The 14,348-nt window shown below is 70.2% G+C and carries 15 protein-coding genes and 1 pseudogene; 14 read left to right on the top strand and 2 right to left on the bottom strand.

The genetic code is table 11. The annotated features are described in order from the left end of the window. From hpt to GPZ80_RS07690, 13 genes are all read left to right on the top strand, one after another. The gene (hpt, locus tag GPZ80_RS07630; protein ID WP_187219781.1) at window positions 1-549 is read left to right on the top strand and encodes a hypoxanthine phosphoribosyltransferase; all 549 of its coding nucleotides are present in this window, start codon (window positions 1-3) and stop codon (window positions 547-549) included. Between the two features lie 193 nt (window positions 550-742). Beyond that, window positions 743-3,115, top strand: a complete 2,373-nt coding sequence (ftsH, locus tag GPZ80_RS07635) for an ATP-dependent zinc metalloprotease FtsH (protein ID WP_187219453.1) — start codon at window positions 743-745, stop codon at window positions 3,113-3,115. Between the two features lie 39 nt (window positions 3,116-3,154). Further along, window positions 3,155-3,778 carry a GTP cyclohydrolase I FolE gene (gene folE, locus GPZ80_RS07640; protein WP_187219455.1) on the top strand — a complete coding sequence of 208 codons (624 nt, stop codon included), beginning with the start codon at window positions 3,155-3,157 and terminating at the stop codon, window positions 3,776-3,778. Next, on the top strand, window positions 3,775-4,611 hold the full coding sequence (gene folP, locus GPZ80_RS07645) for a dihydropteroate synthase (RefSeq protein WP_187219457.1): 837 nt from the start codon (window positions 3,775-3,777) through the stop codon (window positions 4,609-4,611). Before folE ends, folP begins: the two co-directional genes overlap by 4 nt. Further along, window positions 4,608-4,985, top strand: a complete 378-nt coding sequence (folB, locus tag GPZ80_RS07650; RefSeq protein WP_187219459.1) for a dihydroneopterin aldolase — start codon at window positions 4,608-4,610, stop codon at window positions 4,983-4,985. The genes folP and folB overlap by 4 nt, the downstream gene beginning before the upstream one ends. Beyond that, window positions 4,982-5,476 (top strand): 2-amino-4-hydroxy-6-hydroxymethyldihydropteridine diphosphokinase, encoded by a 495-nt coding sequence (gene folK / locus GPZ80_RS07655; protein ID WP_187219461.1) that lies wholly within the window; start codon window positions 4,982-4,984, stop codon window positions 5,474-5,476. The genes folB and folK overlap by 4 nt, the downstream gene beginning before the upstream one ends. Beyond that, a complete protein-coding gene (locus GPZ80_RS07660) occupies window positions 5,473-5,946 on the top strand; it encodes a DUF3180 domain-containing protein (RefSeq protein WP_187219463.1) in 474 nt (157 codons plus the stop codon). The genes folK and GPZ80_RS07660 overlap by 4 nt, the downstream gene beginning before the upstream one ends. A gap of 46 nt (window positions 5,947-5,992) precedes the next feature. Next, on the top strand, window positions 5,993-8,365 hold the full coding sequence (locus tag GPZ80_RS07665; protein ID WP_187219465.1) for a DUF6779 domain-containing protein: 2,373 nt from the start codon (window positions 5,993-5,995) through the stop codon (window positions 8,363-8,365). Window positions 8,366-9,130: 765 nt separating this feature from the next. Beyond that, on the top strand, window positions 9,131-10,285 hold the full coding sequence (locus GPZ80_RS07670) for a PrsW family intramembrane metalloprotease (protein ID WP_312880180.1): 1,155 nt from the start codon (window positions 9,131-9,133) through the stop codon (window positions 10,283-10,285). 167 nt (window positions 10,286-10,452) lie between these two features. Continuing rightward, window positions 10,453-11,343, top strand: coding sequence for a Rossmann-like and DUF2520 domain-containing protein (locus tag GPZ80_RS07675; RefSeq protein ID WP_187219467.1), 891 nt, complete (start codon window positions 10,453-10,455; stop codon window positions 11,341-11,343). Beyond that, on the top strand, window positions 11,340-12,221 hold the full coding sequence (gene panC / locus GPZ80_RS07680; protein ID WP_187219468.1) for a pantoate--beta-alanine ligase: 882 nt from the start codon (window positions 11,340-11,342) through the stop codon (window positions 12,219-12,221). Before GPZ80_RS07675 ends, panC begins: the two co-directional genes overlap by 4 nt. A gap of 41 nt (window positions 12,222-12,262) precedes the next feature. Next, complete coding sequence (gene panD, locus GPZ80_RS07685; protein ID WP_187219470.1) at window positions 12,263-12,736, top strand: aspartate 1-decarboxylase; 474 nt, start codon at window positions 12,263-12,265, stop codon at window positions 12,734-12,736. Continuing rightward, complete coding sequence (locus GPZ80_RS07690) at window positions 12,736-13,512, top strand: type III pantothenate kinase (RefSeq protein WP_187219472.1); 777 nt, start codon at window positions 12,736-12,738, stop codon at window positions 13,510-13,512. Before panD ends, GPZ80_RS07690 begins: the two co-directional genes overlap by 1 nt. 85 nt (window positions 13,513-13,597) lie before the next feature. Here the strand turns inward: GPZ80_RS07690 and GPZ80_RS33625 are convergent, their stop codons facing one another. Continuing rightward, window positions 13,598-13,798: a hypothetical protein gene (locus tag GPZ80_RS33625; RefSeq protein ID WP_312880212.1), complete on the bottom strand. Its 201-nt coding sequence runs from the start codon at window positions 13,796-13,798 to the stop codon at window positions 13,598-13,600. Here GPZ80_RS33625 and GPZ80_RS33630 point away from each other — a divergent pair. Further along, window positions 13,790-14,008 carry a hypothetical protein gene (locus GPZ80_RS33630; protein ID WP_312880213.1) on the top strand — a complete coding sequence of 73 codons (219 nt, stop codon included), beginning with the start codon at window positions 13,790-13,792 and terminating at the stop codon, window positions 14,006-14,008. The two genes, GPZ80_RS33625 and GPZ80_RS33630, sit on opposite strands and share 9 nt — an antisense overlap. Here GPZ80_RS33630 and GPZ80_RS33635 read toward each other — a convergent pair. Next, window positions 14,002-14,337 (bottom strand): annotated as a pseudogene (locus tag GPZ80_RS33635) (class I SAM-dependent methyltransferase); the annotation flags it as partial. The gene GPZ80_RS33630 and the pseudogene GPZ80_RS33635 overlap by 7 nt on opposite strands. Window positions 14,338-14,348: the final 11 nt, after the last annotated feature.

Raw genomic sequence — 14,348 nt, forward strand, 5'->3', positions numbered from 1 at the left:
GTGTACGACGGCGACATCGCCTCCGTGTTGATCACCGAACAGCAGATCGGCGAGAAGGTCGCGGAACTGGCCAAGCAGGTCGCCGACGACTACCCGGAGAACGGCACCGACCTGGTGCTGGTGGGAGTGCTCAAGGGCGCGGTCATGTTCATGACCGACTTCGCCCGCGCGCTGCCCGTCCCGGTCCAGTTGGAGTTCATGGCCGTCAGCTCCTACGGCTCGGCCACCTCGTCCTCCGGCGTGGTCCGCATCCTCAAGGACCTCGACCGCGACATCGCGGGCCGCGACGTGGTGATCGTCGAGGACATCATCGACTCCGGGCTCACCCTGTCCTGGCTGCTCAAGAACCTCGCCTCGCGCAACCCGAAGTCCCTTGAGGTCGTCACGCTGCTGCGCAAGCCGGACGCGGTCAAGGTGGACGTCCCGGTGAAGTACGTCGGCTTCGAGATCCCGAACGAGTTCGTCGTCGGGTACGGCCTGGACTTCGCCGAGCGCTACCGCGACCTGCCCTACATCGGCACGCTTGACCCCAAGGTCTACACCTCGTAACCCTGACCTGGGAACTGACAGCGCCCAGTCGGCGTTGACAACGATGGACCCCTCACCGGGCTTCATTCGGTGAGGGGGACAAAGCGGGCGGTACTCTGGTGAGACCGGAGTGCCCCGTCCGGTCGGGTAATGGTCGTCATTGCCCTCGCGTGCAAGTCAGGGAGGGTGGAGGCCGCTCGCCGGCCGTAAGTGCATGGACCGCAAGCGCCTGCTTCGCAACCCGCTGCTCTGGATCCTGGCGGTGTTGCTGCTCTACTTCGCCTTCAGCATGCTGTTCGACGACACCCGTGGGTACACGTCCGTGCCCACGTCGAAGGCCGTCGCGCAGATCCAATCCGGCAACGTCAAGCTTGCCGAGCTAGGCGACAAGGAACAGCAGCTCAAGCTGACCCTGAACGCGCCCATCGACCAGGATGGGCAGCAGGTCACCAAGATCATCTCCCAGTACCCGGCCGGTGCCACCTCGCAGATCTTCGACTCGATCATCGGCAAGACCGGGACCGAGTTCAAGACAGTCGTCACCCAGGACTCGTTCCTGACCCAGATCCTGATCTTCTTGATCCCGCTGGCCCTGCTGTTGCTCCTGCTCATGTGGATGATGAACAACGTCCAGGGCGGCGGGAACCGGGTCCTCAACTTCGGCAAGTCCAAGGCCAAGCAGTTGCCCAAGGACATGCCGAAGACGACGTTCGCCGACGTGGCGGGCGCCGACGAGGCGGTCGAGGAGCTCTACGAGATCAAGGACTTCCTGCAGAACCCCGCGCGGTATCAGGCGCTCGGCGCCAAGATCCCCAAGGGCGTCCTGCTCTACGGTCCCCCCGGAACGGGCAAGACCCTGCTGGCCCGCGCTGTCGCGGGTGAGGCGGGCGTGCCGTTTTACTCGATCTCCGGCTCGGACTTCGTCGAGATGTTCGTCGGTGTCGGCGCCTCGCGGGTGCGCGACCTGTTCGAGCAGGCCAAGCAGAACTCCCCGTGCATCATCTTCGTCGACGAGATCGACGCGGTCGGCCGCCAGCGCGGCGCGGGCCTCGGCGGCGGTCACGATGAGCGCGAGCAGACCCTCAACCAGCTGCTCGTCGAGATGGACGGCTTCGACGCGCGCGGCGGGATCATCCTGATCGCGGCGACCAACCGGCCCGACATCCTCGACCCGGCGCTGCTGCGCCCGGGCCGCTTCGACCGGCAGATCCCGGTGTCCGCACCGGACCTGATGGGCCGAAAGCGGATCCTGGAGGTGCATTCCAAGGGCAAGCCAATGGCGCCCGACGCGGACCTGCACAGCCTGGCCAAGCGCACCGTCGGCATGTCCGGCGCCGACCTGGCCAACGTCCTCAACGAGGCCGCCCTGCTCACCGCCCGCCAGAACGGGTCGCTGATCAACGGCGCCGCGCTGGAGGAGTCGGTCGATCGGGTCATCGGCGGTCCCGCGCGCAAGAGCCGGATCATCTCCGACAAGGAGAAGAAGATCACGGCCTACCACGAGGGCGGCCACGCGCTAGCCGCGTGGGCGATGCCCGACCTGGAGCCGGTCTACAAGCTCACGATCCTTCCGCGCGGTCGCACCGGTGGGCACGCGCTGGTCGTCCCCGAGGACGACAAGCAGCTCATGACCCGCTCGGAGATGATCGCCCGCCTGGTGTTCGCCCTGGGTGGCCGTTCCGCCGAGGAACTGGTCTTCCACGAGCCGACCACCGGCGCGTCCAGCGACATCGAGCAGGCCACCAAGATCGCCAAGGCGATGGTGACCGAGTACGGCATGAGCGCCCGGCTCGGCGCGGTCAAGTACGGCCAGGACCAGGGCGACCCATTCCTCGGCCGCTCCATGGGCCACGCGCCGGACTACTCGCTCGAGGTCGCGCACGAGATCGACGAGGAGGTGCGCAAGCTCATCGAGGCCGCGCACACCGAGGCGTGGGACGTGCTCAACACCTACCGCGACGTGCTCGACGAACTGGTGGTCGAGCTGCTCGAGAAGGAGACGCTGACGCGCAAGGACCTGGAGCGGATCTTCTCGAACGTCGAGAAGCGCCCCCGGATCACCGCGTTCAACGACTTCGGCGAGCGCACCCCGTCGGACAAGCCGCCGATCAAGACCCCGCGCGAACTCGCGAAGGAGCGCGGCGAGCCTTGGCCGGAGCCCGAGCCCACCCCGGTGGCCGTCGCGCCAGGCGGCCAGGACCTGCCCGGCGGACCGCCGCGGACCAACCCGGAGCCGCCGCCCAGCGGCAACGGCGCGGGTCCCAACGGCGCCCCGCCGCCGTACGGCGCACCGCCGCCCTACGGCAACCCGCCGCAGTACGGCCAAGGCCAGCAGCCGCCGCCGTACGGCCGCCCGCCCGAGCCCCAAGGCACCGGCAGGCACGCGGGACCGCCGCACTACGGCGCCCCGCCCGGCTGGACCCCGGCGACGACGCCGTCCGGCCACCCGCAGCACCAGGGCGGCCCGCACCAGTCGTGGCAGCCGTCGTGGGGCGAGCGGCACAACGAACAGCAGCAGCAACAGCGTGGCGAGACGGGTTCCACAGGGCGGGATCAGGACTCCGATGGGCGCCCGCAGGGTTCCTAATGGGATGGTGGCGATAGCCAGCCCATCTCGGAGGTTCCGATGAACGACAGCCGCAGGAACGGGGCCGGGACGTACGACGTCTCGGCCCCGGTCTTCGACCAGGACCGCGCCGAGAAAGCCGTCCGCGAACTTCTGCTCGCCTGCGGTGAGGACCCGGACCGCGACGGCCTGGTCGACACCCCGGCCCGCGTCGCCCGCGCCTACGCCGAACTGTTCGCCGGGCTCTACACCGACCCAGAGTCGGTCCTGAACAAAACTTTCGATGAAAGTCACGATGAATTAGTATTGGTCACTGACATTCCGATGTTTTCCACCTGCGAACATCATTTGGTGCCATTCCATGGAGTAGCGCACGTCGGCTATATCCCGAATGAGCAAGGGCGAATCACCGGACTGTCCAAACTGGCCCGTCTCGTCGATCTCTACGCCAAGCGCCCCCAGGTGCAGGAGCGGCTGACGTCGCAGGTCGCGGACGCCATGATGAAGAAGCTCGAACCCCGCGGGGTCATTGTGGTCATCGAGGCGGAGCACCTCTGCATGGCGATGCGCGGAATTCGCAAACCCGGTGCGCGAACCACGACCTCGGCGTTGCGGGGGATTCTCAAATCGTCGCCGTCGTCGCGCGCCGAGGCGATCGAGCTGATCAATGGGCGGACTAGGTGACCGCACTGCCCGATCCCGGCCGCTGCGCGGTCATGGGGGTGCTGAACGTGACCCCGGACTCCTTTTCGGACGGTGGTCGCTACGTCGGCGTCGACGACGCCGTGGCGCACGGGGTCGCGATGTGGCGCCGTGGTGCGGACCTGATCGACGTCGGCGGTGAGTCCACCCGGCCCGGTGCTTCGCGGATCGACGCGGCGACAGAGATCCGGCGCGTGATCCCGGTGGTAAAGCAGCTGTCCGCAGAAGGTGTCGCGGTCAGTGTCGACACCACCCGCGCGGAGGTCGCGGAGGCGGCCGTCGCCGCTGGGGCGTCGGTGATCAACGATGTGTCCGGCGGGTTGGCCGACCCGGCGATGGCCGGTGTCGCCGCCGCCACCGGGGCGCCCTGGATCCTCATGCACTGGCGCGGGCACAGCCGGACGATGGACTCGCTGGCCGACTACACCGACGTCGTCGCCGAAGTGCGCGACGAACTGCTGGCCCAAGTGGACGCCGCCGTCGCCGCGGGCGTCGCCCAGGAGGCGATCGCGCTCGACCCGGGACTCGGGTTCGCGAAGAACGCCGAACACAACTGGGCGCTGCTCGCCAGGCTCGACGTCCTCATCGACCTCGGATTCCCGGTCCTGGTCGGCGCCTCACGCAAGCGTTTCCTCGGGACGCTGCTCGCGGACAAGGACGGCACACCGCGCCCGCCCGACGGCCGCGAGGACGCGACCGCCGCCATCTCGACGCTCGCCGCCGCGGCGGGCGCGTGGGGTGTGCGGGTGCACGACGTCGACCGCTCGCTGGACGCGGTCGCGGTGGCCGCGGCGATCAAAGGAGCCTCCCGGTGACGGACCGGATCACGCTGACCGGGCTCAAGGTCCGCGGCAACCACGGCGTCTTCGACCACGAGAAGCGTGACGGCCAGGACTTCGTCATCGACATCACGCTGTGGATCGACCTTGACCAGGCCGCGGCGACCGACGACCTGCGCCACACGGTCCACTACGGCGAACTCGCCGAGCGCGCCGCCGCGATCGTCGCGGGCCCGGCCCGCGATCTCATCGAGACGGTGGCGGGCGAGATCGCCGACGGCGAGATGAAGGACAGCCGGATCCACGCCGTCGAGGTGACGGTGCACAAGCCGAGCGCGCCGATCCCGCTGAGCTTCGCCGACGTCGCCGTGACCGTCCGGCGGTCGCGGCGGTCGAAGGGCAGCCGGTGACCAGGGCGGTCCTGTCGATCGGGTCCAACCTCGGCGACCGCGCCGCCAACCTCCGCATCGCCGTCGACGGGCTGGCGGACGTCCTGATCGCGGTTTCGCCGGTCTACGAGACGGCCGCCTGGGGAGTCACCGACCAGCCGGACTTCCTCAACGCCGTGCTGATCGTCGAAGACGACGCCACCGACGAGTGGGGCTGGCTGCGGCGCGCGCAGGAGCTCGAGAACCGGGCGGGCCGCGTCCGAACGCTGCGCTGGGGGCCGCGCACGCTCGATGTGGACGTGGTGACGGTCGACGGCGTCCGCGGCGAGCATCCCGACCTCCTGCTGCCGCATCCCGGCACGCACGAACGGGCCACCGTGCTGATCCCCTGGCTGGACATCGAGCCGGACGCCGAGGTCCCCGGACGCGGCTCCGCTCGCGATCTTCTCGCTACCTTGGACACCGGGGGCGTGCGCAGGCGCGATGACCTTGACCTAGGAGTAGCGCGGTGAGGTTCACCAAGGCTCGTGATCTGGTCCCGGCGGGCGCTGTCACCGCTATCGGCGTCTACCTCGGCATCCGACTGCTCTACGGCGAGCTGCCGCCGCTGCCGACGTTCGCGGGCCTCACGCTGTTCGTCCTCGCGATCGTCGAGACGGTCTTCGGGTTCGGGCTGCGCGGCCGGATCCGGGCGACCTCGGGCAAACCCGTGCAGGCGTTGACCGCGGCCCGCGCGGTGGCGCTCGCGAAGGCCTCGTCACTGCTCGGCGCGATCATGCTCGGCGCCTGGGTGGCCGTGCTGGCATATGTGGTGCCGGAGAGCGCGCGGGTGGCCGCCGCGAAATCGGACATCCCGAGCGCGGTCATCGGCGTTGTTTGTTCGATCTTGCTAATCGCCGCGGCGCTGTGGCTCGAACATTGTTGCCGGACCCCGGACGACCGCGATGACCTGCGCCAGGACCGGTTTCGGAACACTGAATGACCTCCGTTTGGTCTCGCCAAGGTAACGGCCCGGTACGGTAGGGCCCATGACGGGCCGGACGGACGCCACCGCGGAGCGGGAAGCGCGCTCTTCGAGCGCGCGGATCATGCTCGCCGCCGCGGTCGGTCTCGCACTCGCCGCGACCGCCGTCCTGGTCGTCAGCGACTCTGTTCGCTGGATGCGCCTGGGCGTATTAGCCGCGTTGTGGGCAGCCCTCGCGGGTGCCTTCCTCGCCGCGAAGTACCGCAGACAGATAGCCGACCGTGCCGAGGACGCCCAAGCGCTGCGCAAGGTCTATGAACTGGAACTCGAACGCGAGGTCGCCGCCCGCCGCGAGTTCGAACTGGAAGCCGAAGCCGAGGCGCGGGCCAAGCTCGAAGCCGAGGCCCGCGACGACCTGGCCGAACTCCGCGAGGAGCTTCGGGCCATGCGGGAGAACCTCGAGAAGCTGCTCGGCGGCGGAGAAGTCCTTGTCGAGCGCATCGCGTTGCGGGCCGAGGCCACCCGCATGCGGTCGGTCGACGGCGACCAGCGCGTCGTCGGCGCCGGACAGGCCGCCCAGCTCCGCCGTCTCACCGCCGGGAAGTCCGTCCCGGGCGACGCCGAGACGGAGATGATCGAGCGGATCCGCGCGGACGCGAAGGCCCAGCCACGCAAACGCCGCCCCGACTTCACCCCGCATCCGGCCGAGGTGTCCGACCGGTGGTTCATCGACGGTCCGGACAGCGAGCCGATCGACCCCAACTGGACGCCGTCGTGGGAGACGGGGGAGCAGCCCCGGATCCGGACCGACCAGAACGGCAGGCGCCCAGAGCCGGTGCGTCCCCACCCCGTCGAACCGCTGCGGCGGCAACTGGCGCAGAACGGGTCGGCCGAACCTGAGACGAGCAAGGGAATGCGCCCGGCGCAGCTGCCGGTCGGCTCGACGGCGCAGCGGCTGAACGGCTCCGCGGCCGCGCGGCCCACCGGGTCGGACTCCTCGGACGTCCGCGTGCCGCAACGGCTGAACGGGTCGGCTGAGCACCCGGCCGCGGAGACCAGCAAAGGCATGCGGCCCGCAGGCGAGCCCCGCCCGGCGCGGCTGCCGAACGGCTCGACCGCACACCCGGCCACCGAGACCAGCAAGGGCATGCGGCCCGCAGACCCGAACGAGGCACACCGCCAGGCGGACCCGCGGACCCTCGCCCGATCCGCGCCGGACACGAGCAAGACCATCCGCCCGGTCGCGTCGAACAGGTCCGGCCACCCGGAGAGCAGCCAGGCCATGCGCTCGCCGGGACATCCAGAGACGAGTCAGGGGATGCGCTCGCCGGGTCGCTCCGAGACGAGTCAGGGCATGCGTCCGGCGGTGCAGAACGGGGCCGGTCACCCGGAGACGAGCCAGGGCATCCAGCCGATCCGCCGGATACCCGCCGTCGAACGTCCGGCCGCCGAGACCGGCAAGGGCATCCGGCCGGTCCACCCGGCCGCCGAGACAAGCGCGGGCATGCGCCGCGCGCAGCGGGTGGCGGCCGGGCTGGAGAGCCCGGCGGAGACCAGCCTCGGCGTGCGTCCCGACGTGCGGTCGCAGCCGGGACAGGCAGCACCTGAGCGTCGTGCCGAAACCGGCACGGGCATGGGGCGCGGTGTTGAGCGGCAGGTTGAGACGAGCCTGGGTATGGGGCGCGGTGGTGAGCGGCAGGTCGAGACCAGCTTGGGCATGCGGCGGGATATGCCCGAGCGACCGTCCGAGACCAGTCTCGGCATGCGGCACGCGGCACCGGAGGACGACGGCGGCCGTGGCACCCGGCACCCGGCGGAATCGGCGGGGAGGTCCGGCACCTGGGCGCAGGACGGCCCCCGACGCCCCGACGCCGCCGACCAGCGAGGCCGCCACGAACCCCCGGCCCCGCAGCGGCTCACTGACAAGACGGCGGTCGAACCCGTCGACGCCCGCGTGGCTCCACCCGTGCGCGGCGACTCCGACGGCGGCCGCAGGCGCGCGCCGACTGGGACGTTCCCCCCGGTGACCCCAGGCCGTCGGTCGGCCGAGGCCAACCCCGCCGACACCAGCGGCTACCAGCCCACCAACCGCCGCGCGGCCGAGGCGACCGAGGAGAACGAATCCCGGTCGCGGTCTGCAGGCCGTAGGTCGGCGGAAGCCACCCCCTCGACAGGCCGCCGATCAGCCGAACCCGCGCCTACGCCGACCGCCCGCCGATCGGCGGACGCAACACCTGCCCCGGCCCCCACCGGCCGCCGCGCGAAACCGGACGACGACGAGGGCGGACGCAGGCGCCGGTCCGAGGGCACCCCACCGTGGCAGGACACCACCACCGAACCCGCGGGCTCCCACGCCGAGGGCACCTCGGTAAAGGACCTCTTGGCCGCCCACGGCGGCACGACAACCCCCGGCCGCCGCCGCCGCCGCGACGACTAGCACCACCGCCGGGAGCTGCTTTCGGACAAAGTCGGAGCCTCTCGTCTCAGCGGCTATCGCGAGCCGCCGTCATGCGTCGAGCTATCGTCGGCGAGCGGGACTTCGCCATGTTCGCTGTCCAAGCCGGTGCGGTCTGGACATTCTGAGCTGTCGTGCGCGCAGGGACCCGGCAGGCGAACTGCCGACGACGGTCCGTGGACGATCGGTCGCCACCCCTGCGGTGGCGTCGTGCTCGTCGCGGTCGGAGCCATGGGTGTAGTCCCTGACCAGGAGGTCAGCGGTCCGGTCCACGGCGGTGGCGCAAACACGTAGTAGACCGGCAGGGGCGGTCCGAACGGTGGGTTGGGATAGCGATCCAACTGGCGTGTGTCGATCCACAGCACGTGATTTGCGCCGGCCACCTCGGTCGTCTTCAGTTCAGAGCCAACGTCTTTCCCGGCCCGGACGCGGCGAGCCAAGGTGTTCGGCCAGGACGTCCTCACCGGACGTGGGTCACCACATCGCGCCGCTCGGAAACCGGTTCGACAGGTAGATGCTTGTCCAGTGCTCCAACGTCTTCTCTGGAATGGAACGCATACGCCCCCCGGCCCGAGCACTGATTCCCGCGTTCGAGTGGACTGGTCGGTCATCGAGGACCCGTTGAGTGCGGCCGGCCATCACAAAGACGATCGCCAAGCTTGTGGATCTTCCCGACCCGGTCGCGCTTCCACCCGTTGGGAGCGTTCGCGCGCCCGCAACCCGTTGTCGGCCCTAAGATCACTGTTCGTGTATCGACTTCCCACTTCCACTCGGCCCACCCGCGGGCTCACCGTCCTGTTGCCCATCGCGGGCCTGGTCGTGTTGGCGGCCTGTGGGCTGACCCTGCTGGCGCTCAGTACCGCGCGGGTCGGGATCGTCGCCGAGCTGGTCGGGGTGGGCGCCGCGCTGTTGCCGGTGGGGCCGGTGGTGGCGGCGTTCCTGTGGATCGACCGGTGGGAGCCGGAGCCCGCCCGGTTGCTGTGGCTGGCGTTCGCGTGGGGCGCGTGTGTGGCGACGATTGCCGCGCTGCTGATCAACAACACCGCGGAGGCGGTGGGCGATCTGTTGCTGGGCATGGGAAACGGCGACAAGATCAGCGCGGTCGTGTCCGCCCCGCTCTTCGAGGAGGCGTTGAAGGGCGCGTTCGTCCTCGGGATCTTCCTTTTCCTGCGCGAGGAATTCAACGGCGTCGTGGACGGGATCGTCTACTCCGGATTCGTCGCCGCCGGGTTCGCCTTCACTGAGAACATCTACTACTTCGGTCGGGCGTTCGCCGAGTACGGCATCGGTGACAGCTCCTCCCCGGGTGTGGTGGCCGCCTTCATCCTGCGCGGCGTCCTTTCGCCGTTCACGCACCCGCTGTTCACCGCCATGATCGGCATCGGGATCGGCATCGCGGCGACGACCAAGTCGCGGAAGGTGGCCGCGTTGGCGCCGTTCTGCGGATACCTGGTGGCCGCGCTGCTGCACGCCCTGTGGAACGGCGCCGCCACGCTTGGGACGGCCACGACGTTCCTCAGCGTCTACTTCCTGGTGATGGTCCCGCTGTTCGCCGCCGTGCTGATCTTCATCAACTGGCACCGCAAGCGCGAGCAGCGGATCGTCGCCGCCGCACTGCCCCTGATGGTCGAGAGCAAGTGGGTCGTCGCCTCGGAGGTCGACCTGCTGGCCAGCCTCCAAGGCAGGCGCAAGTGGCGCAAGCAGGTCCGGGCCCGGGCGGGCAAACCCGCCGCGCGCGCGGTGGGGAACTACCAGGCCGCTGTCAGTGAGCTGGCGTTTCTCCGTGAGGCGATGCGCCGCGGCACCTGTGGGCCGGACGCGGGCGACCGTGAGGTCGAGTTGATCGAGCTGGTGCGGGTCCGCCGCGCCGACGCGGTGCGGGCGGCCGAGCAGCCCGCCTGACCACTGTGGTGGAGGCGACACCGCACCGACCGGTGAAGCTGGTCACGAGAGCGGCACGCGGCGCTCGCCGGACGGCTACTCTCGCGCCGTCGTCTGGTACCCAGCACTGTCGCGGGACTGGAACGAGATAGGGAGCCATTCACTATGTGCTCGAACGGGTTGAACCGATGACCCGGCCAGCCAGGTTGGCGGTCGGAGTCGTGTCGGCAGGCCGCGTAGGCGCCGTACTGGGCGCCGCGTTGAGCCGTGCCGGTCACGCCGTCACCGCGGTGTCCGCGGTCTCCAAAGCATCCCTCGGCCGAGCCGAGAGCCTCTTGCCCGACGTGTCCGTCCGCCCGCCGGACGAGGTCGCGCGGGAAGCCGACCTGGTCCTGCTGGCCATCCCGGACGACGTCCTCCCCGGCATGGTCCGGGGCCTCGCCGCCGCGGGTGCGCTGCGCCCCGGGCAGATCGTCGTGCACACCAGCGGCGCCCACGGCGTCGACGTGCTGGCCCCCGCCGCCGAGCAGGGCGCGCTGACCCTCGCGCTGCACCCTGTGATGACCTTCACCGGCCGCGCCGAGGACCTTGAGCGCGTCGCGGCGTGCTGCTTCGGGGTGACCGCCGCCGACGACGACATCGCCGCGTGGAACGTCGCGGAGGCGCTGGTCGTGGAGATGGGCGCGGAGCCGGTGCGGGTGCCGGAGAAGGCCCGCCCGCTCTACCACACCGCCCTCGCGCACGGCGCGAATCACCTGGTCACGCTGGTCGGCGAGTGCGCGGACCTGCTGCGCGCCGCCGATGTCGGCACCCCCGAGCGGCTACTCGGACCGCTGCTGTCCGCGGCCCTGGACAACGCCCTGCGCCACGGCGACCGCGCCCTCACCGGCCCGGTGGCCCGCGGCGACGCGGGCACCGTCCGCAAGCACGTCCGCGTGCTCGCGGACAGCGCCCCTGAGATGCTGCCCGCCTACCGGGCGCTCGCGGCCCGAACCGCCCACCGCGCGAGCGAGTCCGGCCTGCTGCGCGCCGACCTCGTCGCCGACGTCGAAGCCGCCATCACCGAGGAGCCGTCATGACCACCCCACGCTTCGCCACGGGCGAGCTGAACGTCCTCAGTGGACCGCAGGACGTCGCGAAGACCACGCGCGCGCTGCGGGCGACCGGGCGCAAGATCGCTTTCGTGCCGACCATGGGCGCGCTCCACGACGGACACCGCGAGCTGCTTCGCACGGCCCGCCGGATCCCGAACACCGTGCTGGTGACGTCGATCTTCGTCAACCCGCTGCAGTTCGGCGCGGGCGAGGACTTCGACCGCTACCCGCGCCCGCTGGAGGCCGACCTCGAGGTCTGCGCCCAGGAGCGGGTCGAGCTGGTGTTCACCCCGGAGAAGGAGGCGCTCTACCCGCCGGGCGCCCAGGTCACCGTCCACCCGGGACCGCTGGGCGACGAGCTGGAAGGCGCCGTTCGGCCCGGCCACTTCGCCGGTGTGCTCACTGTCGTGGCGAAGCTGTTCAACATCGTCCGGCCGGATTACGCCCTGTTCGGCGACAAGGACTACCAGCAGCTCGCCCTGATCAAGAAGATGGTGCGCGACCTGGACATGGACGTCTCGGTCATCGGCGTGCCGACCGTCCGCGAGGACGACGGCCTGGCCATGTCCTCCCGCAACGCCTACCTCGACCCCGGGCAGCGCGCCGCCGCGGTCACCCTGTCCGCCGCGCTTGCCGCGGGCGCGCACGTCAGCGAGAGCGGCGGCGAGGCCATGCTCGCCGCGGCGCGTGCCGTGCTCGACCAGACGCCGGAGCTCAAGGTCGACTACCTGGAGCTGCGCGGTCTCGACCTGGGACCGGCACCGGAGAAGGGCGACGCGCGGCTGCTCGTCGCCGCCAAGATCGGCTCCACCCGGCTCATCGACAACGTCCCCGTGCTGTTGGGCACACCGGACATGAATTGACACAGCTCAACACCCCCCAATCGACAGGAGGGATCGACACGATGCTTCGCACGATGCTCAAGTCCAAGATCCACCGCGCCACCGTCACCCAGGCCGACCTGCACTACGTCGGCTCGGTGACCGTCGACCCGATCCTGCTGGAGGCGGCCGACCTGCTGCCCGGCGAGCAGGTCGCGATCGTCGACGTCACCAACGGTGCCCGCATCGAGACTTACACGATCGAAGGCGAGCGGGGCAGCGGCGTCATCGGGATCAACGGCGCCGCCGCGCACCTGGTGCACCCCGGCGACATCGTCATCCTGATCGCCTACGGGCTGATGGAGACCGCCGAGGCCGCCGCGTACGAGCCGAAGGTCGTCTTCGTCGACGCGGACAACAAGATCGTGCACGAGGGCGCCGACGCCGCCCACGTGCCCGCCGACTCCGGCCTGCTCAGCGGGGCCGTCACGGCCGAGGCCCCCGCCGAGACCGTCGACGCCGCCAAGCTGGACGCGCTGCTCGCCATCGAGAACTGATGCTCCTCACGATCGACGTCGGAAACACCCACACCGCCCTTGGCGTGCACGCCGACGACGGCGAACTGCTGCGCGACTGGCGAATGCGCACCGACACCCGGATCACCGCCGACGAACTCGCCCTGACCATGCGCGGCCTGCTGGGCGAGCACGCGGACACCATCACCGGCATCTCCGCGCTGTCCACCGTGCCCGCGGTGCTGCGCGAACTGCGGGTGATGCTGGCTCAGTACTACCCGAAGGTCCACCGGGTGATCGTGGAGCCCGGCGTGCGCACCGGTGTGCCGCTGCTGGTGGACAACCCGAAGGAGGTGGGCGCGGACCGGGTGATCAATACCCTGGCCGCCCACCACCTGTTCAGCACCGCGTGCATCGTCGTGGACTTCGGTACCTCGACCAACATCGACGTGATCTCGGCCAAAGGCGAATTCCTCGGCGGCGTCTTCATGCCCGGCATCGAGATCTCCGTCGACGCCCTCGCCGCCCGCGCGGCGGCGCTCCGCAAGGTGGAGATGGTTCGCCCGCGATCGGTGATCGGGAAGAACACGGTCGAATGTCTGCAGTCCGGGATCATGTACGGCTTCGCGGGCCAGGTGGACGGCCTCGTCGCCCGGATCACGAAGGAACTGGAACGCACCGGCCACGGCGGCCCGGTGACGGTCATCGCGACAGGCGGCCTGGCGCCTCTGGTGGTGGACGAGTCGGTCGCCATCGCCCACCACCGCCCCGACCTGACCCTGCTGGGCCTGCGCCTGGTCTTCGACCGCAACCGCTAGTGGACGGGCCACTAGCTCCGCCAGGAAGCGGACCAAGGGCCCCGAGCCGTGCCTAAGCCCCACCCGAACAGGCACTCACAGGCGATCAGCGCCGCACCGCCCGCACGGCCACGGTCGACAGCGGCCGGATGAATTCACCCGACGCCGTCTCCGGCCTGCTCCGCAAGTACTCGCGCACGTTGTCGAGCAGCGCGGCGCGTTCGGCGGGAGGTGCCAGCGCGATCTGCGAGTGTGTGCCGAGAGTGGCGATGAACGACTCGATCGTGCGGGGTTGCCCGTGCGGCACGAACGTGTGCTCCGCCGGGTGAGCCGCTCGTGCTCGGGGAGCATCCAGCCCACGAGAAGGGCCGCGCCGATGCTGGTCTCGGTCGCCTCGGCCAGGCCCGCCATCCACGGCACCGTCACGTCGTCGCGATTCCAGAACAGCCCGAGCACTCCGCCCGGCCGCAGCACGCGGGTGATCTCGGTCAGCGCTTCGGGGTTGTTGAACCAGTGAAACGCCTGCCCCACGACGACCGCGTCGAACGACTCGTCCTCAGCCGGGATGGACTCCGCGGTGCCGTCGAGGACGGTCACTGCCGACTGCAGGCGGTCAAGCTCCGCCCGCATGGCGTCGTCCGGCTCCACCGCTGTCACCGAACACCCCAGACGTATCAGCCCTTCGCTCAGCAGGCCCGTTCCGGCGGCGAGATCCAACACGGATTTCCGGTCCCCTAGCGCCCACGCGATCGCCGCGAGCGGGTAATCAGGCCGATGCCCGGCGTAGACAGCGGCATTGGCGCCGAAAGAACTCGCGCGCTCCGCGAACAGTTCCGGGTGATCCATGAATCGACCGT

The sequence above is a fragment of the Actinokineospora xionganensis genome (assembly GCF_014323725.1).
Taxonomy (GTDB): Bacteria; Actinomycetota; Actinomycetes; order Mycobacteriales; family Pseudonocardiaceae; genus Actinokineospora; species Actinokineospora xionganensis.

What these genes read in the sequence shown, in the direction of transcription:
- ftsH (WP_187219453.1), top strand. Translation starts at nt 743, where the DNA reads ATGGACCGCAAGCGCCTGCTTCGCAACCCGCTGCTCTGGATCCTGGCG.
- folE (WP_187219455.1), top strand. Translation starts at nt 3,155, where the DNA reads ATGAACGACAGCCGCAGGAACGGGGCCGGGACGTACGACGTCTCGGCC.
- GPZ80_RS07665 (WP_187219465.1), top strand. Translation starts at nt 5,993, where the DNA reads ATGACGGGCCGGACGGACGCCACCGCGGAGCGGGAAGCGCGCTCTTCG.
- GPZ80_RS07675 (WP_187219467.1), top strand. Translation starts at nt 10,453, where the DNA reads ATGACCCGGCCAGCCAGGTTGGCGGTCGGAGTCGTGTCGGCAGGCCGC.
- panC (WP_187219468.1), top strand. Translation starts at nt 11,340, where the DNA reads ATGACCACCCCACGCTTCGCCACGGGCGAGCTGAACGTCCTCAGTGGA.
- panD (WP_187219470.1), top strand. Translation starts at nt 12,263, where the DNA reads ATGCTTCGCACGATGCTCAAGTCCAAGATCCACCGCGCCACCGTCACC.
- GPZ80_RS07690 (WP_187219472.1), top strand. Translation starts at nt 12,736, where the DNA reads ATGCTCCTCACGATCGACGTCGGAAACACCCACACCGCCCTTGGCGTG.